We start from the raw sequence: 25,654 nt of genomic DNA, 5'->3' as shown, positions 1-25,654 counted from the left end.
TGTGGACGCTCCGGGCTTACGCAGGCGGCCCGTTTTGCCGCCTGCGCCTGATCGCGCCTGGCTTCAGGCGGCGGCGCGGCGATCGACCTGAGGCCAGGCCGCGCGATTGACGCCGCTCACGACCGCGGCGACCGTTGCCTCTGCGGCGTCGTCGGCGACACCCACGCCATGGCGGATCGGCTGACCGCCCACGCGGCAGCCGACGAACACGGCGGTTGCGCCCTGCCCGGTGCGCGCGGTCTCAAACGACGTGATCTCGACCGTCGCATCCGCGGCCATCGCAATCGCCGCCGCAATCGCCTGTGCCTGGGCTTCGTGTCCGTCGGCGGCCGAGGGCGCCGCAATGTCACGGCCTTCCCAGCGCACGCGGCCCGCACCGGCGGGCATGGCCGGCCCGCTCGTCTCGAAGTACTCACGCGTGAAAAGGGCGCAGATCGCCTCGCCGGTGATTTCCTCGCCCGACGTGTCGGCGGCCGTCTGCACCGCGTGGCTGAACTCGATCTGCACGCGCCGCGGCGGCGTGAAGCCCATGCCGCGCTCGAGCAGATACGTCGCGCCGCCTTTGCCCGACTGGCTGTTCACGCGGATCACCGCGTCGTAGCTGCGGCCGAGATCGGCGGGGTCGATGGGGAGATAGGGCACTTCCCAGATCGCATCGGGTTTTTGCTGTGCGAGACCCTTGCGGATCGCGTCCTGGTGCGAGCCCGAGAACGCCGTGAACACGAGGTCGCCCGCGTACGGATGGCGCGGATGCACGGGCAGCTGGTTGCAGCGCTCGACCACGCGGCGCACGGCGTCGATGTCGGAGAAGTCGAGGCCCGGGTCGATACCCTGGGTGTAGAGGTTCATCGCGAGCGTCACGAGGTCGACGTTGCCGGTGCGCTCGCCGTTGCCGAAGAGGCAGCCTTCGATGCGATCCGCGCCCGCGAGCAGCGCCATCTCCGCGGCGGCGACGGCCGTGCCGCGGTCGTTGTGCGGATGCACCGAGAGGACGATGCTGTCACGGTACGCGAGATTGCGGTCCATCCACTCGATCTGGTCGGCGTAGACGTTGGGCATCGCGGCTTCGACGGTGGCGGGGAGATTCACGATCATCTTGTGATCGCGTGTCGGGCGCCAGGTCTGCGCGACGGCGTCGCAGACTTCGCGCGCGAACGTGAGCTCGGTCATGCTGAACGTTTCGGGCGAGTACTGGTAGATCCAGTGCGTTTGCGGCCGCGCGTCGGCGTGTTCGCGGATCATGCGCGTGCCGTCCACCGCGAGCGCCTTCACCTCTTCCCTGGACTGGCCAAACACGATCTTGCGGAACGACGGGCAGATCGCGTTGTAGAGGTGCACGATCGCGCGCGGCACGCCTTCGAGCGCCTCGAACGTGCGTGTGATGAGTTCCTCACGCGACTGCACGAGCACTTCGATCGTCACGTCGGCGGGAATGCGCTTTTCCTCGATCAGCTTGCGCACGAAATCGAAGTCGGTCTGCGAGGCCGACGGAAAGCCGACTTCGATTTCCTTGAAGCCGATCGCCACCAGCATCTCGAAGAACTCGGTCTTTTGCTCGATGCTCATCGGCTCGATGAGCGACTGGTTGCCGTCGCGCAGGTCGGTGCTCATCCAGATCGGCGCGCGCTCGACGGTGCGGGTGGGCCATCGGCGGCCGTTCAGGCGGATGGCGGGGAAGGGGCGGTACTTCTCGGCGGGATTACGCAACATGACGAGCCTCGTTCTTCATGAAGTCGTTTGCGATGGCGGTCGGCAGCGGGCGGCTGGCGGGCTGGCGACGAAGCACGATGCGCGAAACTTCCGGCGTTCGGGCGGCAACCACGAACGCGAAGAAGGCGGCCACGGTGGCGGCGGTAACCGGCGCGGCGAATGTGGACGTGAACGATGCCCATGCAACGTGCATTTTGACCCTCGCGACTCGTCCGAACGGTAAACGGACGAATACAGACGACTGGTTGTAGGGATACGGCGAGTTTTGGGGTACTGCGGGAACGGCTTGGGAGGACTGCCGACCGGGGAACCTCGCGGGGAGGTGGTCGCGCAGCGCTACGCCTGGCTTACGCTAGACGTAGCGATAGGGCCGCTAGTAGGCGGCCGGAGGTAATTCGGAGGGTGTTCGGGAAGGAACGCATAAGGGCCAATGTAAGGCAGGACGCCTCGGCCTGTCAACAGGCCGTCAGCGTCGGGCGATGTGCTTGATCGTCTCGACCTGCCGCGCGATCGCCTCGGGCACCGGTGCGTCGCCGCGCAGCACGGCGTCGATCCAGGCCGCGGTCGTCGGGGCGTCGCGGCCTTCCGGCAGCGCCACTTCGGGCGCATCGGGCGACGATCGTTCCGGCTCGACCAGCGTTTCGCAGATCCCGTCGTGCAGCCAGTCCACCTGGACCTGGCGGCGCGTGTCGGCAACCGCTTCGCCTTCCGTGCCGCGGGCGAGCAGCGCGCCGCCCGTTGCGGCATCGGGATGTGCCGCGAACAATGCGCTCAGGCTTTCGCGATAGGGCGGGTGCGTATAGTTCACGAGCCGCAGACCCGGCTGCACGAAGGGCTGCAGCAGCTTCACGAGCGTATGCGTGGAGTTGCGCACGCCCATGCGGGCGCGCAGCGCGAGCAGGCGGGCGAGCCGCGGCGCAAGCACTTCGATTGGCGCGAACGCAACGTGCTTCTGTGCAAGTTGCGCTTCAATGTCGGCGTGATCGCGGACGGCGGCGAAGTTCAGCGCCGCGAAGATTTCGGCGCTCGTCACGCGGCCCGGGTCGGTGCTTACGCCGTGCACCAGGGTCGGCACGCCCTCGCGCGCCAGCAGCAGGGCGAGCAGCGGCACGAGGTTCGGCTGCTTGCGGGCGCCGTTGTAGCTCGGGATCGAGACGGCGCGATAGTCGCCCGCGGGCGACGCCAGCGGCGCGAACGAGGCGTGCGCGGCAGCCAGCATCGCGGCCAGCTCCGCCGCGGTTTCGCCCTTCAGGCGGTAGGCGAGCAGCACCGCGCCGAGTTCGAGGTCGGACACACGGCCGTCGAGCATCGCGGCGTAGAGCGCCTGCGTGTCTTCCGCAGACAGCGCGCGCGCGCCGTTCGGGCCGCGGCCGATCTCCTTGATGAAACGGGCGCAGGAAAAGGTGTCGGCAGGAGCGGGAGCATTCATGGGGAGCGGCGTTCCAGGCGCCCGGCGTGCGCGCGGTGCGCGGCGGGCGGCAGTCGTGATGCATTACGGGGATGCGCCCAGTATCGCACGAGGCGCGCACGCGGGCGGAGCGCGGCGGTTCCGGTCGCGTGCGTGGTTCGTGGTGGTTCGTAGTTGCTACGCAGCGTGGGCGCGGCTCCGCGCGCTACACTCGCATTTCGCGCCGCCGCGGGATGCCCGTGCGGTCCGCGCAGTTCCGCGCCATCCCCGCGTCATTCTTCAAGCAGACGGAGAACCCCATGACTTACGTTTTCGAGCCGGCACAAGCATCGGTACCGGTGGCGGGCAGCGATCAGCGCTTCCCGGTGCGCCGCATCTATTGCGTGGGCCGCAACTACGAAGCTCACGCGCGCGAGATGGGCCACGATCCCGACCGCGAACCGCCATTCTTCTTCGCCAAGCCGGCCGATGCGATTCTCTACGTCGCCCCGGGCTCGACCGCCGAATTTCTGTATCCGTCGCAGTCGAAGAATGTGCACTTCGAGATGGAGCTCGTTGTCGCGATCGGCAAGGGCGGCAAGGATATCCCCGCCGCGAGCGCGCTGGAGCATGTCTATGGCTACGCGCCGGGTCTCGACATGACCCGCCGCGACCTGCAGGCCGAAGCGAAGAAGCTCGGCCGGCCGTGGGATACCGCGAAGGGCTTCGACCATTCGGCGCCGATCGGGCCGATCCAACCGGCCGAGCGGGTGGGCCAGATCGCGAAGGGCGCAATCTGGCTTTCGGTCAATGGCGAAGACAAGCAGCGCAGCGACGTTTCGCAGATGATCTGGCCGGTGGCGGACACGATTGCCTTCCTCTCGACGCTGTTCGAACTGAAAGCGGGCGACCTGATCTACACCGGCACGCCCGAGGGTGTCGGCGCCGTGGCGAAGGGCGACCTGATGCGTGGCGGCGTGGAGGGGATAGGCGAGATCATGCTGCGCGTGGTCTGATATCGGCACGAACCGTCATGAGCCTGGATGAGGAGAGCATGAAGCTTTACAGTTATTTCCGCAGTTCCGCGTCGTACCGCGTGCGTATCGCACTGAACCTGAAGAAGCTGTCGTACGAGTACGTGCCGGTGCATCTGGTGCGCGAGGGCGGCGAGCAACTGAAGCCGGCGTACCGGCAGATCAATCAGGACGGCATCGTGCCGACGCTGGTCGACGACGAGCAGAACCTGATCCAGCAGTCGCTCGCGATCATCGAGTACCTGGAGGAGACGCATCCCGAGCCGCCCCTGCTGCCGACCATGCCGGCCGATCGCGCGCATGTGCGCTCGCTGGCGCTGCAGGTGGCGTGCGAGATCCATCCGGTGGACAACCTGCGCGTGCTGCGGTACCTGAAGCACACACTGGGCGTCGACGACGCCGCGAAGGATGGCTGGTACCGTCACTGGATCGAGCTGGGTTTCGGCACGCTGGAGCAGCGCCTCGCGAGCGACGCGCGCACAGGCAAGCTTTGCTATGGCGACACCCCGACCATGGCCGATGCCTGTCTGATCCCGCAGGTGTTCAATGCGAACCGCTTCAACATCGACACGACACGCTACCCGACCATCCAGCGCATCTACGACCACGCCATGCAGATCGATGCCTTTGCGAAGGCCGCGCCGGGCGAGCAGCCGGATTCGGAGTGAATCGCGGCGCCGCTGCGGGCGCGCAGGCATGAAAAAGGGGCGTCGTTCGCAGGAACGACGCCCCTTTCATGTTGGGTCGGAACCGTTGCTCAGTTGCCGAGCAGAGCGTCCGCGAACTCTTCGGCGCTGAACGGCTGCAGGTCCTCCACCTTTTCGCCCACGCCGATGAAGTACACCGGCACCGGGCGCTGGCGCGCAATCGCAGCCAGGATGCCGCCCTTGGCGGTGCCGTCGAGCTTCGTGACGATGAGCCCGGTGAGGCCGAGCGCGTCGTCGAATGCCTTCACCTGCGCGAGCGCGTTCTGGCCCGTGTTCGCGTCGATCACGAGCAGCACCTCGTGCGGCGCGCCGTCGAACGCCTTGCCGATCACGCGCTTGACCTTCTTGATCTCGTCCATCAGATGTAGCTGGGTAGGCAGGCGGCCCGCGGTGTCGGCCATCACCACGTCGATGCCGCGGGCGCGCGCCGCGCTCACGGCGTCGAAGATCACCGCGGCCGGGTCGCCGCTTTCCTGCTGCACGACCGTCACGTTGTTGCGCTCGCCCCAGATTGCGAGCTGCTCGCGTGCGGCGGCGCGGAACGTGTCGCCGGCGGCCAGCAGCACCTTCTGGTCGAAGCGTTGCAAATGCTTGGCCAGCTTGCCGATGCTCGTGGTCTTGCCTGCGCCGTTCACGCCCGCGATCATCATCACGAGCGGCTGCGCGCGGCCCAGCATCAGCGATTTTTCGAGCGGCTGGAGCAGGTCGATCAGCAACTGGCGCAGCGCTTCCTTCACCTGCACGGCCTCGGTGAGACGCTCGGCGCGCACCTTCTGGCGCAGCGTCTCGAGCAGGTATTCGGTGGCGTCCACGCCGGCATCCGACATCAGGAGCGCCGTTTCCAGCTCCTCGTAGAGTTCGTCGTCGATCTTCGCGTTGACGAAGATGCTCGTGAGGTTCGAGCTCGTCTTCGCGAGGCCCGACTTCAGGCGCGTGAGCCACGACTGCTTCGCGGCAGGCTCCGGCACGGGCGGCGGGACGATTTCGGCTGCCGAATCGACCGAACCGGAAGACCCGGCGGCCGTGGAGGCGGTGCGTGCGGGCTCGTCAGCGATGGCTGGCGCCGCCGCGGGTGCGGTCTCTGCCGGCGCCGCGGTTTCGGCGGCTGCGGAATCCGCGGCTTCGCCCTCGGGCGCGTGCTCGTCGGCCTTGGAGCCCCGGAATCGTTTGAAGAAACTGAACATGATCTGGCGTGGTGGAAGCGCGTTGCGGGCCGGACCTCGGACGGCCCGGACGTCGGGGAAGTGGCGGCAACGCGCGAAAGAACACGGCATTTTATCAGGCGCCCCCGGCGGCGTCGTTGCGTTGGCCCCGGGGGCGCGCGGGCGGCCCTGTGGTAACGTTCGCGCATCAGGGGTGCGGCGCGTGCATGGCGCGCCGCCCGAACACCCGTAAGCCGCCACCAAAGAAAACACGCATGTCCCGTTCTTCGTCCCCGCACCCGCAAGGCGCGCGCACTGCCACGGCCGGCAAGGCTGCCCGCGGCGGCGGTGCTCACACGATCCGCATCATCGGCGGCGACTGGAAGCGCACGCCGCTGCCGGTGCTCGATCTGGACGGCCTGCGTCCCACGCCCGACCGCGTGCGCGAAACGCTCTTCAACTGGCTCGGCCAGCGGCTCGACGGCCTGCGCTGTCTCGATCTGTTCGCGGGCAGCGGCGCGCTCGGCTTCGAGGCCGCCTCGCGCGGCGCTGCGCGCGTCGTGATGGTCGAGCGCAACGCACGCGCCGCCGCGCAGTTACGCGCGAACCAGGCGCGCCTCGCGGCGCGCAGCATCGAAATCGCCGAAGCCGACGCGCTGCGTCTCGCGGCCAGTCTCGCGCCGGGCGCCTTCGACGTGGTGTTCCTCGACCCGCCGTTCGGCGAGCCCGCACTGCTCGTGCGCGCGCTGGAGGTTGCCGCGCCGCTCGTCGCACCGGATGGCTGGCTTTACGTGGAGTGCGGCGAGGATCTCGACCCGGCCGCGCAGCCGGCGCTGGCAGGCTGGAGCGTCGTGCGCGCGGGCAAGGCGGGTGCGGTCTTCTATCATTTGCTGCAGCGCGAAAATGAGGAATAATGCGCGTTTCATAACAAGCGGTGGACGGGTTGACCGTCACACGCTGCATGTGCCCGCACCGTGCCGGCCATGATCGGAGCGGTCCGGCGGCGCGTCGCGTGCGTTGCACGTATTGCGCCCCAATTCTGTTGAGAGAGGAGAAGCCTCATGGTAGTCGCCGTGTACCCCGGTACCTTCGATCCGCTCACGCGCGGCCACGAAGATCTCGTGCGGCGTGCGTCGAGTATTTTCGACACGCTGGTGGTGGGTGTTGCCGACAGCCGCAACAAGAAGCCCTTCTTCTCGCTCGACGAGCGGCTCGAGATTGCCCACGAGGTGCTCGGCCACTATCCGAACGTGCAGGTGATGAGCTTCAAGGGGCTTCTCAAGGATTTCGTCCGCACCAACAACGCGCGCGTGATCGTGCGCGGCTTGCGCGCCGTGTCGGACTTCGAATACGAGTTCCAGATGGCCGGTATGAACCGCTATCTGCTGCCGGACGTCGAGACGATGTTCATGACGCCTTCGGATCAATATCAGTTCATTTCGGGCACGATCGTGCGCGAAATCGCCCAACTGGGCGGCGACGTGAGCAAGTTCGTGTTTCCCTCGGTGGAAAAGCGCTTGCAGGACAAGGTGGCGTCGCTCTCCGCTCCCGTTACGAAGGCCTGAGCGCAGGGGCAAACTACGACGAAGCCCATGCGGTGAGCTTTCGGAACGGCTGATCGGCGTTGCCGGAGCAACAGGCAATACCAGGGGAAGTCAGGTGCTCCTGGCGGCCTTGGCGAACGCTTCGGCGAGCTTGTCGAAATGCTTGAGCGCGGCGGGCGTGAGTTCGATCTGCTTGCGTCGAGTGTCTTCGGTATCGCCAAGGGTCAGCCAGCCTTTTTCACGCATCGACTTGAGGCGGGCGTGCAGCGTGGCCGGTGAGCCGAGTTCGCTGCGGGCCATCATCTCGCGTACCGACAGCAGTTCATTGGCCTGTGCCATACGTGCGACGAGTTCGAGGATTTTTTCTTCGAGCGGATCGAGTGCAGGGAGCGAGGGCAGGCCGCGCAGCGCCTCGGCAAGTTGCAGAAACCGTAGGTAGATATCAGCAGGGCGGGTCATGGCTGGCTCGACGCTCCGGCGAATGGGAACGCTGCGGCGTGTGAGAACAGAATCGAATGCACTCGAATCATGCATCGAATCGGGGAATTGTACTGCAATGGGTAACTGGCGTTTGCGGCTGGCGTCGATTATCGGAACGGTCGCGGTCTTCGTGTTGTCGCTCTGGATTAATCAGGAAGTCTTCACGCACTCCGAGTTCGTGCGCGGCGTGAACTGGATCTATTTGCCGTCGGGCGTCAGGCTTTTTGCGACCTTGCTGCTGGGTGTCGATGGCGCCATCGGTTTGCTGGCGGCAAGCTGGCTGGTGGATTTTCTGTACTTCTTTCCTGACGATCCGATGCGGTCGATTGCGGGCGGCATCATTGCGACGGTTGCGCCTTATGCCGTTTATCGGATTGCCCGTGAGCAATACGGGTTGCAAGCTTCGCTGGCCAATCTCACGCCGAAGCGATTGCTTGTTCTGGCGCTGGCCTTTTCCGTTGCGAATCCGCTGCTGACGAATATCTGGCTGATGTTGTGCGGCAATACGACAAACATCGGCGAAAGATTCTTCGCCATGTTTGTAGGCGATCTATCCGGCGCAGTCATCGTGCTCTATACGATGAAGGCTCTACTGCCGCTCATTCCACGGCCAGGTAGCGCCAAGACGTGATTCGGCGCACAACGATCAGGCCGGCCTGGGTTCCCTTCAGGCTTGGGACGATTGAGCGTCAATGTTTGTGAAAGCGGACATCGGTGCAGCCGCCATCCGATCCTCGGGTTGAGTGAATTCGGGCTTCTTGTCCTGTCGTACCCGACCGAGCCGCTATCGAGTCGGCGAGGTAATCAGTCATTCCCCATTAACAAGTGTCGGCACTCATCGTCCCAGTTTGCAGGAGCGATGTTGTTGCATGCCTTGCGCTTTTCGTCTTCGGCATTCATTCGGTTTAGCAATTCTGTACGCGACGGCGTGGCACTTTGTTTGGAGTCTGTATTCGTACCGGACAATAAATTGCCGATACATCCAATAATTGTCAATGCAAAGAAGCTAATGGCAATCCACTTGCCAAAATCCTTGGTCCAGGCGTATGCGAGAACCAGTCCGGTGCCCAAAAGGATGGAAATGTTGATAGACCAACTGTCGGGTAACAGAAGTGCCAACCCTACGGTTGCAACGGCCTCCAGGAAAACGATGAAGATGAATTTTGTCACCGCTTCGTCAAACCCCGGAGTGCTTATTGCGGGCGTTTGCTGCGACATGATTTTGGTTTGCTTTTCAAGCAGATCATTCTGTCTGCATACGGGGCAGTCATTGTTTCCGCCGTTAAAGGCGGCACTATAGCCGCATGTCCAACACCGATACAAATAACTTCCATTGCTCAGCGTCTTTTCAAGATGCATCCGACCGGACATTCTTTCCCTCCTGGTTATTCAGGGTATAAAAAATATATCAATTTGCTAAATAAGCCGGAAACCGCTGGCTCTTGGCAGGCTAACGGCCAAGAGCCAGAAACTTTAGTGGATCACGACGATGAACCTCTAACGAATTACACAGATCTGATTTCTATTCCCAGAACTTCTTCCCATATCGAGGAGTTACCGTGTCCGGAACCGTATTTTCAAGGTCGTTGACGGCGCGCGCACATTGGGTCATGCGGAGGCTGGCCGGCAGGTTTGGGCTGCGCACTCAGCGTCAACGGTTTCTCTCAGGTCAATCGCTATTAAATTTATAACAATAGGGTCGCAAGCAAACGGCCGGGTTCATAGCTGGGTAACGACGAACTGGCGGAGAACTTGAGGGGTGGTGTTTACAAAATGTTACTGATGGCTGTGGGCGCGAGCTTGCCGGCGAGGGGGGATGAATAGCGTTTACCGGGAGTCTCCGGGCGGACCATGCGATCGATGCCCGTCGCCACCAATCAAGCGTCGATGTAGTCTTGCTCGACCACGCGGAAGGCTGAAAAGCTATAATGTATTGTTTTCTCTAGGAAAGTTGGTTCAAGCATGGCCCTGATGATTACCGACGAGTGCATCAACTGCGACGTTTGCGAGCCCGAGTGCCCGAACGACGCGATTTCGATGGGCCCGGAAATCTACCTGATCGATCCGAACAAGTGCACGGAGTGCGTCGGTCATTTCGACGAGCCGCAGTGCGTGCAGGTGTGTCCGGTAGAGTGCATTCCGCGCAATCCGGATCATCTGGAGTCGGCCGAGCAATTGCAGCAGAAGTATCATGCGCTGATGGCGGCGAAGAACGGCTGAAGCGCCTCGCTGCTGCATCAAGAAAAAACGCGCCTCATGGGGCGCGTTTTTATTTGCACATCCGGCCCGGTGATGGCCGGGTCTGCTACCCCAAAATGTCCTTGAGCGCGGCGACGAGCGTGTCGCATTCGGCGTCGGTGCCAACCGTGATGCGCAGATGCTGGCTGATGCGCGGCGCGTTGAAGTGGCGCACGAAGATCTCGCGCTCGCGCAGCTTCGCGCTAATGGCGGCCGCGTCGTGCGAAGGATGGCGAGCGAACACGAAGTTCGCAGCCGAGGACACGGTCTCGAAGCCTAGTTCCGCGAGCGCCGCCACGAGCCGGGTGCGGCTTGCCATGACGCGTGCGCTCGTCGTGCGTAGCCACTCGACGTCCTCATAGGCGGCCATGGCGGCCGCCTGCGCGAGGCGATCGAGCGGATACGAGTTGAAGCTGTCCTTCACGCGGTTGAGCGCCTCGATCAGATCGGCGTGGCCGAACGCGAAGCCCACACGCATGCCGGCAAGCGAGCGCGACTTCGAGGTCGTATGCACGACGAGCAGGTTCGGATAGCGACCGATCAGCTTGATCGCCGATTCCGCGCCGAAGTCTACATACGCCTCGTCCACGATCACCACCGACTCCGGGTTCGCCGTCACGAGCTTCTCGATCTGCACGAGCGGCAACGCATGGCCCGTGGGCGCGTTCGGGTTCGGGAAGATCACGCCGCCATTGGCCTGCGCGTAGTCCTCGACGCGGATCGCGAAGGCCTCGTCGAGCGGCACCGTGCGGTACTGCACGTCGTAGAGCCGCGCATAGGTCGGGTAGAAGCTGTACGTGATGTCGGGGAAGAGGATCGGCAGGTCGTGCTTGAGCAGGGCCTGGAACGCGTGCGCGAGCACTTCGTCCGAACCGTTGCCGACGAACACCTGATCGGCGCGCAGGCCGTGATGCTCGGCCACCGTTTCGCGCAGGCGCTTCGCGAGCGGATCCGGATAGCGGCGCAGCGATTCGGCATGCTCGCCCAGTTCGGCGCGGATCGCTTCCAGCACGCGCGGAGACGGCGGGTACGGGTTCTCGTTGGTGTTCAGTTTGACCGGCTTCGCGAGCGCGGGCTGTTCTCCCGGCACATACGGCACGAGACGGCCGACGATGTCACTCCAGTAACGACTCAAGACGCTCTCCTTGTCGACCGCAGTTAGCGCTTTAGCGCTTGCTCCGGTCCCATGCATGGTCGCAGCTACCACTTTAAACGGGCCGCGACGGCCCTTCGGCTAACCTCAACCGTTGCGGTGCAATTGCATCACCGCGCGTTCCGTTTCGCCTTTCACGAATGCCGGCATGACGGCGAGCGCGCGCTCGATCGAGGCGTCGATCACGTCCTGTTCTTCCTTGCGCGGCGGCTTGAGCACGAAGTTCGCGACGTCGGGCTTCGCGCCGGCGCGCGCGCCTTCGGGAATCAGATCGCGCGGATGGCCAATGCCGACGCGCAGGCGCCAGTATTGCTGCGTCGTGAGATGCGCGGAAATGTCCTTCAGGCCGTTATGGCCGCCGCTGCCGCCGCCGAGCTTGAGCTTGACGGTGCCGGGCGGCAGGTCGAGCTCGTCGTGCGCGACGAGAATCTCGTCGGGCAGGATCTTGAAGAAGTGCGCGAGCACCACGACCGACTGGCCCGAGCGGTTCATGTAGGTCTGCGGCTCGAGCAGGTGCACCTCCTCGCCATAGAGGCGCGCCTTTGCGTAGTGGCCGTGAAAGCGCCGCTCGTCACGCAGCGTCGTGCCCGCTTCGCGCGCGAGCTGATCCACCAGCCAGAAACCGGCGTTGTGCCGCGTCGCGGCGTATTCGGCGCCGGGATTGCCGAGTCCGACGATCAACCTGATCATTGTGGTGTCCCGCCTGCGTAAATCGTTGAATCGATCCGCAAGTGTACGGAAGAGTCCAAAAGAGTGCGAAAAAAAAACCGCCGGGGCGAACCGCGGCGGGTCACGTCGTCCGTTTCTTTGAAACGGATCGAGAGGATCGGCTCTTCGCCGCTGCTTTTTTTACTCGGCAGCGGGCGCTTCTTCGCCTTCAGCAGCCGCCACGGCGCCAGCCGGCACCGGTGCCGACACGACGACCGGGTTTTCCGATTCCACGTGCGGGACGAGCGTCACGCCGGCGGGCAGCGTGATGTCCTTGGCATGCAGCGACTGGCCAGCCTCGATCTTGGCGAGGTCGACTTCGAGGAATTCCGGCAGTGCGCTCGGCAGGCACTGGACTTCGATTTCAGCCAGAACGTGCGAGATGATCGCGCCACCCGTCTTGACGGCCGGGTTGGTTTCCTGGTTCATGAAGTGCAGCGGCACCTTCGTGTGGATCTTCTTGCTCGGATCGACGCGCTGGAAGTCCACGTGCAGCACGAGCTGACGGAACGGGTGGTATTGCACGTCGCGCAGCAGCACTTGCTGCGCCTTGCCGGCCACTTCGAGGTCGAGGATCGACGAGTGGAAGGCTTCCTTCTTCAGGGCGTGCCACAGCGCGTTGTGATCGAGTTCGATCAGTTGCGGCTCGGCGCCGACACCGTAAACGATGCCAGGGGTCTTGCCAGCATTGCGCAGGCGGCGGCTCGCACCCGTACCTTGCAGGTTACGCTCGAAAGCGATGACTTTCATTTGATTCTCCAATGCACTGCCCGCGACCAGGCAGTAAAACGGGGCCTTTTTGGCAATTGGCTTGCCTGAAGGCCCCCGACAATGCAGCGCGAAGCTACGTCCGCTCGCGCCGATTACGTGCAAAAGCGCGGCATTCTTGCGAACGCCGCGCTTTGCGCGTCAATTCTTAGCTTTCCGCGAAAAGCGACATCACCGAATCGCCCCGGCGGATGCGCGAGAACGTTTCGGCCAGCAGTCCCGCGCTCGTGAGCGAACGGATCTTGGCGCAGGCGCGTGCTTCTGCGCCCAGCGGAATCGTGTCCGTCACCACCAGTTCGTCGAGCGCCGAAGCGGCGATCCGCTCGCCCGCGCCACCCGAGAGCACCGGGTGCGTGGCGTAGGCGAACACCTTCTTCGCGCCGCGCTCCTTGAGCACCTGAGCTGCCTTGCAGAGGGTGCCCGCGGTGTCGACCATGTCGTCCATGATCACACAGGTGCGGCCTTCGACTTCACCGATGATGTTCATCACTTCGGCGACGTTCGCCTTCGGGCGACGCTTGTCGATTATCGCGAGGTCGCAGTTGAGCTGCTTCGCGAGCGCTCGCGCACGCACCACGCCGCCGACGTCCGGCGACACGACCAGCAGGTTCTCGTAGCTCTGCTTGCGCAGGTCGCCAAGCAGAACAGGCGTCGCGTAAATATTGTCGACGGGAATGTCGAAGAAGCCCTGAATCTGGTCGGCGTGCAGATCCATCGTGATGATCCGCTCGACGCCGGCGATTTCCAGCATGTTCGCCACGACTTTCGCCGAGATGGCGACGCGCGCCGAGCGCGGGCGGCGGTCCTGGCGGGCATAGCCGAAATAGGGGATGGCAGCGGTGATCCGGCCCGCGGATGCGCGCTTGAGCGCATCGACCATGATCATCAGTTCCATCAGGTTGTCGTTGGTCGGCGCACAGGTGGACTGCAGGACGAAGACGTCCTTGCCGCGCACGTTTTCCTGAATTTCGACCTGAATCTCACCGTCGGAGAAGCGGCTAACCATAGCCTTGCCGAGGGGAATACCGAGGATCTTGACGACTTCCTGTGCAAGCGCGGGATTTGCGTTGCCAGTAAAAACCATCAGGCCGTCATGGCTGCTCATCATGCACCTGCTGCGGACTTGGGAGGGCGAGAGGAACTACATGCGCTTTACGACGCGACCGGCAGCCATTGCGAGACGCTGCGCGAACCACTGAGAGCAATTGCGCTCGGCTGCGTTGTAAGCGCTGGAATATTTGGCAGGGGAGGAAGGACTCGAACCCTCGCATGCCGGAATCAAAATCCGGTGCCTTAACCAACTTGGCGACTCCCCTACACTTAACTTTGCGCTTCATTGAACGGGTAGGGCCGCCCAACGATGCTGAAACTATGCCGCGAAAGCGAAGAGTGGATGCATATCCAGACTCGAAGCGACTGCGCTGCGCCAGACACCCGGCAATTGCGCCTGTACCGCTTCCGCTTCGGCCCGACTGGCGAACGCTGCAAAAACGCTTGCGCCCGATCCGGTCATCCGCGCGGGTGCGATGCTATTCGAGACACTCTCAAACCATTCAAGCACCTGCGCTACTTCCGCGTATTTTTCTGCGACAACCGCTTGCATATCGTTCTGACCGAAGCTGTCCGGCCATCCGTTCTGCGCCGCATGCTGTGCAAGAAAGACTGCTATTGTGCAGGCCTTTGTGCCCCTTGTCAACGAGTTTTCCGAGAAAATCGCTGCGGTTGGAACATGTACCCGCGGCGTCACAACCAAAAAATGACGCGCGGGCAATTGTACCGCCTCGAGCGCCTCTCCAACACCCTCCGCGAACGCATTCTTCCCGAACACGAAGAACGGCACGTCGGCGCCCAGCTTCAGCGCAAGCGCCTGCAGTTCGGCGCGTGTCAGCTTGAGCTTCCACAGGCGGTTGAGCGCGAGCAGCGTGGTCGCCGCGTCCGAGCTGCCGCCGCCCAGGCCGGCGCCCATCGGCAGACGCTTTTCGATGTCGATCTCGACGCCTTCCTGCGTGCCCGTGTATTGCCTGAGCAGCGTGGCGGCGCGCACCGTGAGGTCCTGTTCCGCGGGAACGCCGTCCACTTCGGTCGTGCGCGCGATACGGCCGTCGTTGCGGCGCTTGAAGTGCAGCGTGTCGCCCCAGTCGAGCAACTGGAACACGGTCTGCAGGTCGTGATAGCCGTCCTGGCGGCGGCCCGTGATGTGAAGGAAGAGATTGAGTTTCGCGGGCGCGAGGCAGTCGCGCAGCGAGTCCTGGGTTTCGGTCATGATGCGGGTGGCGGGTGCGGCCAGTTTATTGGTCGAGCACGAGCTTGATTGCCATCGGCGGGTCTTCGCGCGTGAGGTTCACGCGCTTGACGCCGGTGGCGGGTGCGTCGGCATAGGCGAGATAGTTTATCGTCCACCCGTCCTGCTCGATCTGCGAGAGGCGCGACGGATCTTGCGGATCGGGCGTCGTGTGCGCGCGCGAAGTGGGCGCGACCGTCGGCTGCAGCCAGTAGCGCAGGCCCTCGACCGGCAGCGCGAAGCCAAGCGCCTGCTGCATCAGCGTTCCGACGTTGTCGGCGATGATGGGGTCACGGTTCGGCAGTTCGAGCGTCGCCTGCGCCGGCGACGACGTGATGATCGCAAGCGTCTGCCCGATCGGGTTGATCAACTGCAGCGTTACGGTCGAGTCGGTTTCGCGCCAGTCGAAATTGCCGTATGCATTGCGCTGTTGCCCGTTCTGATCGACGTACTGCGCCGCGAAGCGGCCGTGGTATGCACGGGTCGTCTGCGTGGTGAGCGAGGTTGTCGCGTTCGAGGTCGAGGGCTGATGCGGCGCCGTTGCGCAGCCCGCGAGCGCAAGCACGGCCGCCGCCGCCACACCGAGCGCCGGGCGCCGCAGGAAGCGGGCGCTGAACTGGGCCGGCGTAGCGGGGCGGAAGGTCGATCGGTTATCTGCCATCAGAGATCGTTCGTCTGTACCTGGAAGCGCTTGAGCGTCTTCAGGAGCGTGTCGTTGTCGGGTTCGAGCTTGAGGGCTTCGCGCCAGGCCTGGCGTGCGCCGCTCTGATCGCCGTTCTCCCACAGCACCTCGCCGAGGTGCGCGCCGATCTCGGCGTTCGGCTGCATGTCGTAGGCCTTGCGCAGCAGCTTGATGGCTTCGGCGTTGTCGCCAAGGCGGTACTTCACCCAGCCCACGCTGTCCAGGATGTAGGCGTCGTTCGGTGCGAGCGCCGACGCCTTCTCGACCAGCTTGTCCGCTTCCTGCAGGCGCAGGTTGCGGTCGGCGAGGGAGTAGCCGAGCGCGTTGTATGCCTGCGGATTGTCGGGCTGCGTCTTGATCAGCTTGCGCAACTGGGTTTCCATGACGTCGTAATGGCCGTTCTTCTCGGCGGACATCGCGTAGTCGTAGGTGAGATCGGGGTCGTCCGGAAAGTCCGTGACGGCCTTCGCGAGGCGCGCTTCCGCTTCCGGGTAGCGCTTTGCGTCGAACAGGATCGCGGCGTCCGTGCGCGCGATCAGCGCCTGGTCGCGCGGATCGTCCGTCTGGATGCTGGCGAGCTGGCGGCGCGCGTCGTCGACCTTGCCTTCCTTTTCGTAGATCTGCGCGCGCGTGATCTGCGCCGGAACGTACTGCTGGCTGTTCGGCTCGATCTTGTCGAGCCACTTCTGCGCCGTGGCGTCGTCCTTCTGCTCGATCGCAAGCTGCGCAAGGTAGATGTAGCCCTGGCCCGGGTCCGCGCCCGGCGTCTTTTCCGCGAGCTGCGTGTACTGCGTCAGGTTCTTTTGCGCGACGTCGTACTGCTTCTGCTGCACGGCGATGAGCGCGAGGGCCATATACGGCATCAGGTCGTTCGGGTTGTCCTTGCGCAGGATCTCGAACTGCTTCTGGGCGTCGTCGAGCCGGTCGGCCGCGAGGTAGGTCTGCGCGAGCGCGAGATGCCCCTCATGCGACTTCGGGTTCTGCTGCACGTATTTCTCGATTGCCGCGATGCCCTCGCTGCGCTCTTCCGGGCCCATCTGCGCGAGCATCAGCGCGGCGGGCAGGTAATCGGGCTTGATCGTGAGCGCCTGCTCGAACGACTTGCGCGCGCCGGGCACGTCGTCGGCCAGCAACTGCTGGCGGCCGACCGCGAGCTGTGCCTCGGGCCGGTCCATGTCGTTCTTGAGCAGATCTTTCAGCACGGTCAGGCCGCCGGCGCGGTTCGGGCCGCGCGAGAGCAGCAGTTGCAGCGAGACCACCGCGGCCCCGCGGCTGTCGGCCGGCACGTTCGCGAGTTCGCGCGCGAGCAGCGGCTCGGCGTCTTCGGGGCGGCCGGAGAGCACGAGCAGCGAGGCGTCCAGTTGCGCGGCACGCTCCGAATCGGGGGCGTACTGCTGCCAGAGCTGGGCCGCGTTCAGCGCGTCGGACGGACTTTGTGCCGCGAGCGCGACTTCCGTCGCGCGCTGCGCAAAGCGCGGATCGTGCGTGTCGCGCGCAAGCGCGAGGTAAGTCTGGTACGCGGGCGCCGGCTCGTCGCGCTGAAGCGCGATTTCCGCGGCCAGCACCTGGAAGACGATCTGGCTCGTCAGCGGGACGTCGGGCAGATCCTTCTTCTCGTTGGCGCTCACTTCTCCCAACATGTCCGGGATCGAGACGGAAGTGTCGTCTGTGTCCGGGGCCTGATTCTGCGCCCAGGCGTTCGGTGTGGTCAACGCCCAGGCCGCGAGCACCGCCGCGCCGATGAGACGGCGGGCGCCGATGGCGACGGGCAGGCGTGGCGCCACGGCGGACGGGCGCTTCGCAAACAGCTTTACGAAAGACAGTTCCATGGAATTCCGTCGAATGTTTCAGTCGATTGTAACGCGCTGGCTACAATACGCGCACAACGCACACACACCGATTATGCAAGTTGCAGACCAACCCGGCTCCGCCGCCCGGCCAGACGTTCAACACAAACGTTAGACATGCCAGAACTACCCGAAGTTGAAGTCACCCGCCGCGGTATCGAGCCGTGGGTCGCGGGCCGCCGCGTCGAGCGCGTGGACGTGCGCAACCCCGCGCTGCGCTGGCCCGTGCCGGGCTCGCTCGCGCGCGCGCTGCGCGGCCAGACGATCCGCTCCGTGGGACGGCGCGGCAAATATCTGCTGTTCGAGGTCGAGGACGGCTGGTTCATCGTCCATCTCGGGATGACGGGGACGCTGCGCGTGCTACGTAACCTGCCGAAGCCGCCCGCCGCCGAAAAGCACGACCATGTCGACTGGCTCTTCGACGAATTCACGCTGCGCTTTCGCGATCCGCGCCGTTTCGGCGCCGTGCTCTGGCATCCGCGCGAGGCGGGCGACGTGCTTGGCCATCCGCTCCTCGCGGGACTCGGCATCGAGCCGTTCATGCCGGCCTTCGACGGCGCGCTGCTCTATCGCGAGACGCGCGGCCGCAAGGTTGCCGTCAAGCAGGCGTTGCTGGCCGGCGATATCGTCGTCGGGGTTGGCAATATTTACGCGTCGGAGAGCCTCTTTCGCGCCGGCATCCGGCCGACCACGCCCGCGGGCCGCGTCTCGCTCGCGCGTTACGAATTGCTTGCGGACGCCGTGCGCGCCGTGCTCGCCTCGGCCATCGAGAAGGGCGGCAGCACGTTGCGCGACTTCGTCGGCAGCGACGGCAAGAGCGGTTATTTCCAGCTCGAATATTTCGTCTACGATCGCAAGGGCCAGCCGTGCCGCGTGTGCGGCACGCCGATCCGGCAGATCGTGCAGGGCCAGCGATCCACTTTTTTCTGTCCGCGCTGCCAGCGCTGAGCTTCCGGTTTCCCCATGTATCGTTCTTCGTCCACGTCCAACGCGCTGCCTGCCGGCATCTACCCGCCCGAATTGATCGAGAGCTTCGCGCCGCGCCTGATCGCATGGCAGCGCAAGCACGGCCGCCATGATCTGCCGTGGCAGAACACGCGCGATGCCTATCGCATCTGGCTCTCGGAAATCATGCTGCAGCAGACCCAGGTCGGCACCGTGATTCCGTACTATGCGCGCTTTCTCGAACGCTTTCCCACGGTCGAGGCGCTCGCGGCCGCACCGCTCGACGACGTGATGGCGCTGTGGGCCGGGCTCGGCTACTACACGCGTGCGCGCAATCTGCATCGCTGCGCGCAGGTCGTCGCGCAGGAGCACGGCGGCCGGTTTCCCTCGACGGTCGAGGGTCTCGCCGAGCTGCCCGGCATCGGCCGTTCGACGGCGGCGGCCATCGCGTCGTTCGCGTTCGGCGCGCGCGCGACGATCCTCGACGGCAACGTGAAGCGCGTGCTCGCACGCGTGTACGGCGTGGAGGGATTTCCGGGCGAGAAGCGCGTGGAGAACGCGATGTGGACGCTCGCCGAATCGATCGTGCCCGGCGCCGATGCGAGCGACGCGGACGTGAGCGCGTACACCCAGGGGCTCATGGACCTCGGCGCGACGCTGTGCGGGCGCGGCAAGCCCGACTGCGCGCGCTGCCCGTTCGCGGCCGACTGCGTGGCGAATACGACCGGGCGTCAGCGCGAACTGCCCGCGGCGCGTCCGAAGAAGACGGTGCCCACGCGCCGCACGTGGATGCTCGTGCTGCTCGACGGCGATGCCGTGATGCTCGAAAAGCGCCCGCCGACCGGCATCTGGGGCGGTCTCTGGAGCCTGCCCGAAGCCGCCGACGAGGCGGCGCTCGCCGAGCGTGCGCAATCGTTCGGCGGGGCGGGCCAGGCTTCGCCGCTCGCGCCGTTCTCGCATACGTTCACGCACTTCAAGCTTGATATCGAGCCGCGCGTGGTCGAACTTGCGCTCAAGGCGAGTTCGACATCGGCGCTGGAACTCAACGATGGGCAGACGGCATGGGTCCCGCTGCGCGAGATCGACGCGTTCGGTGTGCCCGCGCCCGTGCGCAAGCTGCTCGACGGATTGCGCGGTTCGCTGATCTGACGCCGGCGACGACGGGTTGGTGCGACGCGCGTATCAGAGCAGCTGATGCTGCTGCATGTAGTGATGCACGATGTCGATGCGCGTGCCGGCATCGGGCAGCTCCATCAGCTTCTGCCGCGCGCGCATTGCGATCGGCAGCACTTCGGCGAGACGGTTGGAGACCCACGAAGGATCGTCGAAGCGGAACGGTTCCGCGAACGGCACGCTGGCCGCGTCGCGTTCGCGGATCGTCGCGATGATGCGCTCGAGCACCTCCGCGCAGGCGCCGCAGCGCGCGAGCCGTTCCGTGCCTTCGAGCGGGATGTCCGCGGGCAGCGGTTCGGCCATGCCGACGAGAAGGCCGTCGGCTTCGCCACGGTGCGAGAGCAGCCGGAAGCGCTGCGTGCCGCGCGCGCGAACCAGCAGCATGCCGAAGCTTTCCGCGTCGCACTGCTCGATTTCGGCGAGACAGCCGATATCTTCGGGTACCGAAGGTTCATCGTGCTGCGCCACCTCGCCGCCGCTCTTGAGCAGGCACACGCCGAACGGCGTCTGCTCTCGCAGGCACTTGCTGACCATGTCCAGATAACGCGCTTCGAAGATCTTCAGCGGCAGCAGGCCGCCGGGGAAGAGCACCGTATGCAGCGGAAAGAGCGGCAAATCGGCGAGCACGGCAGGAGACGGGGACATGGCGGAGCGCTTTCGGTCAAGGCCCGCATGCGGGCCAGTTAGGCTATCAGCCGGGACGACTCCCCAACATCGAGTGGGGCGTCGCGGTGACGCACGATGACGTTCGATTCGCCCGCAAAGCGCGTGGCCAGGGTCTGGGCGATGTAGACCGAGCGGTGCTGGCCGCCCGTGCAGCCGATCGCGACGGTCAGATAGCTGCGGTTGTCCGCACGGAAATGCGGCAGCCACTTCGCGACGAACGCGTAGATGTCGTCGATCATTTCGTGAACGGCGGGCTGCGCGCGCAGGAAATCGATCACGGGTTGGTCGAGTCCCGTGAGCGGGCGCAAGCGCTGGTCGTAATGCGGATTGGGCAGCGTGCGCACGTCGAACACGAGATCCGCGTCGAGCGGCACGCCGCGCTTGAAGCCGAACGATTCGAAGGTGAGCATGAGCGAGCCGCGCTCGCCCTCCACGAATGCCTTCACCCATGCGCGCAATGCATTGGCGTTCAGATTGCTGGTGTCGACCTGGTGGCCGAACTCGGCAAGATTCGCGACGAGCTCGCGCTCGTGCTCGATGGCTTCCTCGAGCGACTTCAGCATGCCGACATTCGCGTCGTGCGCGGCCGACCCGGAAAGCGGGTGGCGGCGGCGCGTTTCGGAGAAGCGCTGGATCAGCGACTGCGTGCTCGCATTGAGGAACAGCACGCGCACGTCGTGCTGCCGCGCGAGGTCGCGCATCATCTCCGGCATTGCTTCGAACGACGAACTCGAGCGCGCGTCGATGGCGACGGCGAGGCGTTCGTAGCCGTCGTCGGAGAGATATTGGGCGAGTTGCGGCAGAAGGCGCGGGGGCAGGTTGTCGACGCAGAAGTAGCCGACGTCTTCGAGCGCGGTCAGCGCAACCGACTTGCCGGAACCCGAGATACCGGTGATCAGGATGATACGCATGGGGAAGTCGATGGACCTGATTAGCCCATCATAGCATCGGACCCGCCCGCAGGCGATGGCCGTCCGGGCAGGGAAAGCTACCTGGCAGAGGCGCAAACGCCCCTGCAGAAAGCGTGCGCGGCGCTTCCGCGCACCCGGCGCACTGTCAGATCAGCTTGCCTGGGAACTGGCTGTCCGGGTCCTGCATGGCAAGACGCTGGCGGTCCATGAAGTCGCGCAGCGTGTCGATGCCGCGCAGTTGCAGGATCGTGTTGCGCACGGCGGCCTCGACCAGCACCGCGAGGTTGCGGCCGGCCGCCACCTGGATCGTCACCTTGCTGATGGGCAGGCCCAGCACGTCCACGGTCTGGCTTTCGAGCGGCAGGCGCTGGAATTCGCCGTCCGGACGGCGCACGAGCTGGACGATGAGCTTGAGCTTCATCTTCCGGCGCACGGCGGTCTCACCGAAGATGGTCTTGATGTCGAGCAGGCCGAGGCCGCGCACTTCGAGCAGGTTCTGCAACAGCGGCGGGCAGCGGCCTTCGACGAAATCAGGGCCGAGGCGCACGAAGTCCACGGCATCGTCGGCAACGAGACCGTGGCCGCGGCTGATGAGTTCGAGACCGAGCTCGCTTTTGCCAAGGCCCGAATCGCCCGTGAGCAGCACGCCCATGCCGAGGATGTCGAGGAACACGCCATGCAGCGTCGCGCGCGGTGCGAGGATGCGCGACATGTAGAGGCGCAGGCTGTCGATGACGGTCGCCGCCGACATCGGCGTGGTGAAGAGCGGCGTGGACGAGCGCGTGCAGCGCAGGACCAGCTCGGGCGGCGCGGTCATGCCGTCCGCCACGACGAGGAACGGCGGCTCGAGGGCGATCAGCTCGGCCATGTGGCGCGAGCGGTCTTCGTCGGTCTGTCGCTGGTAGTAGTGGATTTCGGCGTCGCCGAGCACCTGGATGCGGTTCGGGTGGATCAGATTCAGGTGGCCGACGAGGTCCGCGCTTGCCGTGGCCGTCGCCACCGTCTCGGCCGAAAAGCCGCGTTCCCAGCCTTCGTGCCCCGTCAGCCAGCTGAGCTTCAGCGTGGTGGCGTTGTCGTCGAAGATGCTTTGGGCGTTGATGCTGGAAGTGTCCATGAGTCGGTGACTCCGCGAAGACTCGATTATGGGCCGCGACGTTTCTGGCCGCGCGCCGCGCGCTCGCTGCCGCGGCCGGCCAGGCTCCGTGCGAGGCCGTGCCGCGCGATATGGCCCGTTACATCAAGGTTGCCACTGGGTGAGCAGGCGATGCAACGTTTCGCGGTCCTGTTCCGTATGCAGACGCTCGCGCGTCTCGCGATCCGACAGCAATTGTGCGATCTCGGACAGGATTTCAAGATGCTGCTGCGTGGCCTGTTCGGGCACGAGCAGGAAGATGAGGAGCGAGACGGGCTGGCCGTCGGGCGCTTCGAATGCAATGGGCTCGGCGAGGCGCACGAAGGCGGCGAGCGGCTGCTTCAAGCCCTTGATGCGGCCATGCGGAATGGCGACGCCTTCACCGAGGCCGGTGGAGCCGAGGCGCTCGCGCGCGAACAGATTGTCGGTAACCGTGCTGCGGGCAATGCCGTTCTGGTTTTCGAAGATCAGTCCAGCTTGTTCGAAGACGCGCTTCTTGCTGGTGACGGACAGGCCGACGACGACGTTCTCGATGGGAAGTATTTTGGCTAAACGATTCATGTTGGCAGGCGAAAACGTGGCCTGAATGCTCCTCACCCCGGCAATTGGCGCGAAATCCGGCGCCTTGCTGCATGCCCCGAAGGCGCATGTGATTCTCGCGGCGAAGCCGGTGCCGGGACCGTGGGGACGTCACGCCCCGAAAACGACTGGACCATTATAGAACAAGCGTACGGACGGATGGTGCGATGCGCCATGCATCAGTGCAACCGGTAATGCCTGGTTGCACCAGGTTCCAAGGTTCGATGTCCTCTACACATGAAAAAGCCGCCCTTGCGAGGCGGCTCATGCCGCGTCAGGCCATATCGGGCCGGATCGTCTCCGCTTGCCGGCCACGCGTTGGCAACGCATGGGCCAATTGCGCCGAACCCGCACGCGAGCGCGGGTTCACGGGGAAATTACTGCGGGGGAATTTCGGCGGGAGGCGCGCTCTGATACTTCAGCGACTCGTGCTGGTGGCCTTGCACACGATCCTTGTGGCGGACGACCTGGCGGTCGAGCTTGTCGACCACGAGATCGATTGCGGCGTACATGTCGCCGTTTGCGCTCTCCACGAAAATGTCCTTGCCCTTCAGATGAAGGTTCACTTCAACCTTCTGTCTCTTATCCTTTTCCTTGTAGTTGTCGACCGAGAGGACCACATTGCCATCGATTACCTGATCGAAATGCCTTAGCACCCTGTCCAGTTTGGTGATCACATATTCTCGCAACGCTGGCGTTACTTCGAGATGGTGTCCACTGATCTTCAAGTTCATAGTGCAACTCCTGGCAAATAACCGCCTTACGCATCATGCGTGGCGACGCCGGTCGACTGGTGGAACCGCGTGAGGCTTCCCCGAAAAGGCCTGCGCGACGGACTACCTCGGCCGGCCTTCGCCGCCAGATGGCGCCGCGGCCGGAAAGTGCCCGTGCCGGCAAGCCGGCAACAGGCTAAAGAGACTTGCGCAGATTGACTGCCGGAATCTTGAGTGCCTCGCGATATTTCGCAACGGTGCGCCGCGCGACCACGAAGCCCTGTTCCGCCAGCAGTTCGGCTATGCGGCTGTCCGAAAGGGGGGATTTAGGGTTCTCGGCTCCTATCAATTGTTTGATGAGCGCGCGGATAGCCGTGGATGACGCCGCGCCCCCTGTGTCCGTTGATACGTGCGATCCGAAGAAGTATTTAAATTCAAGTGTCCCGAATGGAGTCAGCATGTACTTACCGCTTGTCACACGCGAGACAGTAGATTCGTGTAGGCCCAGCGTATCAGCAATCTCCCTCAAAACCAAGGGGCGCATGGCGATTTCGCCATGCACAAAAAAGTTCTTCTGGCGCTCGACGATGGCCTGCGCGACGCGCAGAATTGTCTCGAAGCGCTGCTGAATATTCTTGATGAGCCAGCGCGCTTCCTGCAGTTGCTGACGCAGCGAGCCGCTGCCAGGATCGCCCCGGTTGTTGCGCAGGATGTTCGCGTAAAGATGGTTGATGCGCAGCTTCGGCACGACTTCCGGGTTCAGCTCCGCATGCCAGTTCTGCCCCATCTTCCGGACGATGATGTCCGGCACCACGTAGTCCGCCTCGGCCTTGCCGTAGGCCGCGCCCGGAAACGGCTCCAGCGAGCGGATCAGCCCGTGCGCTTCGCGCAGTTCGTCGTCGCCCGTCTTCAGTTGCTTGCGCAACCGCGTGAAGTCGCGCGCGGCGAGCAGTTCCAGATGGTTCGACACGATCTCCAGCGCAAGCGTGCGCGTGGGCGTCGACTCGACGCGCAGCAGCTGGAGCTTGAGGCATTCCGATGCCGAGCGCGCGCCCACGCCGGCCGGGTCGAAGCTGTGCAGGAGCGCGAGGGCGGCGTTCAATTCGTCTTCGTCGACTTCGAGTTCTTCCGGAATGTCGGCGAGGATTTCGTCGCACGTTGCGCTCAGGTAGCCGTCGTCGTCGAGCGATTCGATCAGGAACGTGATGAGCGCGCGGTCGCGCGGGCTTGCCTGCGTCACGCGCAACTGCGCCATCAGGTGATCGCGCAGCGTGGTGGTGGATTCGTGGATTTGCAGCGGGGGAAGGTCGTCGTCGTCCGAGGCGCCGCCGGGGCGGCCGTAGTCGTCGAGATTCCACTGGCTGGCGTCGCCGTTCGCGTCGGCGCCAAGGCCGTCGTATTCGTCCACGCCTCGCGGTTCGCCGTCGCCGCCTTCGCTGCCGTTTGCCGGGGAGCTCGAAATCGCGGACGGGCCCTGCTGCGCCCCGTCGCCCGCCGGCGTGGGCGGTTGTGCGATGAGCGAGCCGTCGGCGGCGACGCGCAGCGGGCTCGCAATCCAGTCGTCGTCGTTCTCGAGCAGGGGGTTCTGCGAGATCGCCGTTGCCACTTCCTGCTGCAGTTCGAGCGTCGACAGCTGCAGGAGCCGGATGGACTGTTGCAGTTGCGGGGTCAGCGCAAGATGCTGCGAGAGGCGGAGTTGGAGGCTGGCTTTCATGGCAGTGTGCGATTCATTGTAAAGAGTTTGCCACGCCCGCGATACCACGCCAAATCCGCGAAAATACGCGTGCGCCGCGATGGTGCGGCCCCTAAATCATCGGCCGGGCAGGCCAGTCACCCCGGGCAGCGATGCAGCCT

General features: G+C 64.6%; 27 protein-coding genes and 1 tRNA gene. 9 read left to right on the top strand and 19 right to left on the bottom strand.

Annotated elements, in window-relative coordinates:
* Positions 1-63 precede the first annotated feature (63 nt).
* Positions 64-1,710 carry a 2-isopropylmalate synthase gene (gene leuA, locus BAC01S_RS17455; protein WP_027795942.1) on the bottom strand — a complete coding sequence of 549 codons (1,647 nt, stop codon included), beginning with the start codon at positions 1,708-1,710 and terminating at the stop codon, positions 64-66.
* Between the two features lie 17 nt (positions 1,711-1,727).
* Between leuA and BAC01S_RS34660 the strand changes: the two genes are divergently transcribed.
* Positions 1,728-1,961, top strand: a complete 234-nt coding sequence (locus tag BAC01S_RS34660) for a hypothetical protein (RefSeq protein WP_156954436.1) — start codon at positions 1,728-1,730, stop codon at positions 1,959-1,961.
* A 215-nt stretch (positions 1,962-2,176) separates the two neighbouring features.
* Here BAC01S_RS34660 and ybiB read toward each other — a convergent pair whose 3' ends face one another.
* Complete coding sequence (gene ybiB / locus BAC01S_RS17445) at positions 2,177-3,139, bottom strand: DNA-binding protein YbiB (protein WP_027795940.1); 963 nt, start codon at positions 3,137-3,139, stop codon at positions 2,177-2,179.
* 278 nt (positions 3,140-3,417) lie between these two features.
* Here ybiB and BAC01S_RS17440 point away from each other — a divergent pair, with 278 nt between their 5' ends.
* Positions 3,418-4,113 (top strand): fumarylacetoacetate hydrolase family protein, encoded by a 696-nt coding sequence (locus BAC01S_RS17440; protein ID WP_027795939.1) that lies wholly within the window; start codon positions 3,418-3,420, stop codon positions 4,111-4,113.
* A gap of 38 nt (positions 4,114-4,151) precedes the next feature.
* Positions 4,152-4,799, top strand: coding sequence for a maleylacetoacetate isomerase (gene maiA / locus BAC01S_RS17435; protein ID WP_027795938.1), 648 nt, complete (start codon positions 4,152-4,154; stop codon positions 4,797-4,799).
* 89 nt (positions 4,800-4,888) lie between these two features.
* Here maiA and ftsY read toward each other — a convergent pair whose 3' ends face one another.
* Positions 4,889-6,022, bottom strand: coding sequence for a signal recognition particle-docking protein FtsY (gene ftsY / locus BAC01S_RS17430; protein WP_027795937.1), 1,134 nt, complete (start codon positions 6,020-6,022; stop codon positions 4,889-4,891).
* A 233-nt stretch (positions 6,023-6,255) separates the two neighbouring features.
* Here ftsY and rsmD point away from each other — a divergent pair, with 233 nt between their 5' ends.
* Positions 6,256-6,894, top strand: coding sequence for a 16S rRNA (guanine(966)-N(2))-methyltransferase RsmD (rsmD, locus tag BAC01S_RS17425; RefSeq protein ID WP_027795936.1), 639 nt, complete (start codon positions 6,256-6,258; stop codon positions 6,892-6,894).
* Positions 6,895-7,041: 147 nt separating this feature from the next.
* Positions 7,042-7,545 carry a pantetheine-phosphate adenylyltransferase gene (gene coaD, locus BAC01S_RS17420; RefSeq protein ID WP_027795935.1) on the top strand — a complete coding sequence of 168 codons (504 nt, stop codon included), beginning with the start codon at positions 7,042-7,044 and terminating at the stop codon, positions 7,543-7,545.
* A gap of 90 nt (positions 7,546-7,635) precedes the next feature.
* Here coaD and BAC01S_RS17415 read toward each other — a convergent pair whose 3' ends face one another.
* Positions 7,636-7,983 carry a transcriptional regulator gene (locus BAC01S_RS17415; RefSeq protein ID WP_027795934.1) on the bottom strand — a complete coding sequence of 116 codons (348 nt, stop codon included), beginning with the start codon at positions 7,981-7,983 and terminating at the stop codon, positions 7,636-7,638.
* 97 nt (positions 7,984-8,080) lie between these two features.
* Between BAC01S_RS17415 and BAC01S_RS31605 the strand changes: the two genes are divergently transcribed.
* Positions 8,081-8,635, top strand: a complete 555-nt coding sequence (locus BAC01S_RS31605; RefSeq protein WP_043202596.1) for an MASE1 domain-containing protein — start codon at positions 8,081-8,083, stop codon at positions 8,633-8,635.
* A 173-nt stretch (positions 8,636-8,808) separates the two neighbouring features.
* Here BAC01S_RS31605 and BAC01S_RS17405 read toward each other — a convergent pair whose 3' ends face one another.
* The gene (locus BAC01S_RS17405; protein WP_156954435.1) at positions 8,809-9,375 is read right to left on the bottom strand and encodes a hypothetical protein; all 567 of its coding nucleotides are present in this window, start codon (positions 9,373-9,375) and stop codon (positions 8,809-8,811) included.
* Positions 9,376-9,966: 591 nt separating this feature from the next.
* Here BAC01S_RS17405 and BAC01S_RS17400 point away from each other — a divergent pair.
* Positions 9,967-10,224, top strand: a complete 258-nt coding sequence (locus BAC01S_RS17400) for a YfhL family 4Fe-4S dicluster ferredoxin (RefSeq protein WP_027795932.1) — start codon at positions 9,967-9,969, stop codon at positions 10,222-10,224.
* Between the two features lie 85 nt (positions 10,225-10,309).
* Here the strand turns inward: BAC01S_RS17400 and hisC are convergent, their stop codons facing one another.
* From hisC to BAC01S_RS17360, 8 genes are all read right to left on the bottom strand, one after another.
* The gene (hisC, locus tag BAC01S_RS17395) at positions 10,310-11,377 is read right to left on the bottom strand and encodes a histidinol-phosphate transaminase (RefSeq protein ID WP_027795931.1); all 1,068 of its coding nucleotides are present in this window, start codon (positions 11,375-11,377) and stop codon (positions 10,310-10,312) included.
* A 105-nt stretch (positions 11,378-11,482) separates the two neighbouring features.
* A complete protein-coding gene (gene pth, locus BAC01S_RS17390; protein WP_027795930.1) occupies positions 11,483-12,085 on the bottom strand; it encodes an aminoacyl-tRNA hydrolase in 603 nt (200 codons plus the stop codon).
* A gap of 159 nt (positions 12,086-12,244) precedes the next feature.
* Positions 12,245-12,853 carry a 50S ribosomal protein L25/general stress protein Ctc gene (locus BAC01S_RS17385; protein ID WP_027795929.1) on the bottom strand — a complete coding sequence of 203 codons (609 nt, stop codon included), beginning with the start codon at positions 12,851-12,853 and terminating at the stop codon, positions 12,245-12,247.
* Between the two features lie 166 nt (positions 12,854-13,019).
* Positions 13,020-13,976, bottom strand: coding sequence for a ribose-phosphate pyrophosphokinase (locus tag BAC01S_RS17380; protein ID WP_027795928.1), 957 nt, complete (start codon positions 13,974-13,976; stop codon positions 13,020-13,022).
* Between the two features lie 134 nt (positions 13,977-14,110).
* Positions 14,111-14,187, bottom strand: a tRNA-Gln gene (locus BAC01S_RS17375).
* Between the two features lie 53 nt (positions 14,188-14,240).
* A complete protein-coding gene (gene ispE / locus BAC01S_RS17370; RefSeq protein ID WP_027795927.1) occupies positions 14,241-15,134 on the bottom strand; it encodes a 4-(cytidine 5'-diphospho)-2-C-methyl-D-erythritol kinase in 894 nt (297 codons plus the stop codon).
* Between the two features lie 25 nt (positions 15,135-15,159).
* The gene (lolB, locus tag BAC01S_RS17365) at positions 15,160-15,813 is read right to left on the bottom strand and encodes a lipoprotein insertase outer membrane protein LolB (protein WP_084168627.1); all 654 of its coding nucleotides are present in this window, start codon (positions 15,811-15,813) and stop codon (positions 15,160-15,162) included.
* Positions 15,813-17,663, bottom strand: a complete 1,851-nt coding sequence (locus tag BAC01S_RS17360; RefSeq protein ID WP_027795925.1) for a tetratricopeptide repeat protein — start codon at positions 17,661-17,663, stop codon at positions 15,813-15,815. The genes lolB and BAC01S_RS17360 overlap by 1 nt, the downstream gene beginning before the upstream one ends.
* A 135-nt stretch (positions 17,664-17,798) precedes the next feature.
* Here BAC01S_RS17360 and mutM point away from each other — a divergent pair, with 135 nt between their 5' ends.
* Entirely contained in the window at positions 17,799-18,629 is an 831-nt protein-coding gene (gene mutM, locus BAC01S_RS17355) for a bifunctional DNA-formamidopyrimidine glycosylase/DNA-(apurinic or apyrimidinic site) lyase (protein WP_027795924.1), read from the top strand.
* A 15-nt stretch (positions 18,630-18,644) separates the two neighbouring features.
* Entirely contained in the window at positions 18,645-19,775 is a 1,131-nt protein-coding gene (gene mutY, locus BAC01S_RS17350) for an A/G-specific adenine glycosylase (protein ID WP_084168626.1), read from the top strand.
* Positions 19,776-19,808: 33 nt separating this feature from the next.
* On the opposite strand, the gene BAC01S_RS17345 is transcribed toward mutY, so the two are convergent.
* The 6 genes from BAC01S_RS17345 to BAC01S_RS17320 form a co-directional block, all read right to left on the bottom strand.
* Entirely contained in the window at positions 19,809-20,444 is a 636-nt protein-coding gene (locus BAC01S_RS17345; protein ID WP_027795922.1) for an LON peptidase substrate-binding domain-containing protein, read from the bottom strand.
* A 38-nt stretch (positions 20,445-20,482) separates the two neighbouring features.
* A complete protein-coding gene (rapZ, locus tag BAC01S_RS17340) occupies positions 20,483-21,376 on the bottom strand; it encodes an RNase adapter RapZ (RefSeq protein ID WP_027795921.1) in 894 nt (297 codons plus the stop codon).
* Positions 21,377-21,521: 145 nt separating this feature from the next.
* Positions 21,522-22,490 carry an HPr(Ser) kinase/phosphatase gene (gene hprK / locus BAC01S_RS17335; RefSeq protein ID WP_027795920.1) on the bottom strand — a complete coding sequence of 323 codons (969 nt, stop codon included), beginning with the start codon at positions 22,488-22,490 and terminating at the stop codon, positions 21,522-21,524.
* Between the two features lie 123 nt (positions 22,491-22,613).
* Positions 22,614-23,069, bottom strand: a complete 456-nt coding sequence (gene ptsN, locus BAC01S_RS17330) for a PTS IIA-like nitrogen regulatory protein PtsN (RefSeq protein WP_027795919.1) — start codon at positions 23,067-23,069, stop codon at positions 22,614-22,616.
* A 395-nt stretch (positions 23,070-23,464) separates the two neighbouring features.
* Positions 23,465-23,821, bottom strand: coding sequence for a ribosome hibernation-promoting factor, HPF/YfiA family (gene hpf, locus BAC01S_RS17325; RefSeq protein WP_027795918.1), 357 nt, complete (start codon positions 23,819-23,821; stop codon positions 23,465-23,467).
* 175 nt (positions 23,822-23,996) lie between these two features.
* A complete protein-coding gene (locus BAC01S_RS17320) occupies positions 23,997-25,514 on the bottom strand; it encodes an RNA polymerase factor sigma-54 (protein WP_027795917.1) in 1,518 nt (505 codons plus the stop codon).
* Between the last annotated feature and the right edge of the window lie 140 nt (positions 25,515-25,654).

It is taken from the genome of Paraburkholderia acidipaludis NBRC 101816 (assembly GCF_000684975.1).
Classification (GTDB): domain Bacteria; phylum Pseudomonadota; class Gammaproteobacteria; order Burkholderiales; family Burkholderiaceae; genus Paraburkholderia; species Paraburkholderia acidipaludis.
The sequence above is the reverse complement of the archived record's forward strand: the minus strand, read 5'-3'. Positions and strand labels throughout refer to the sequence as shown.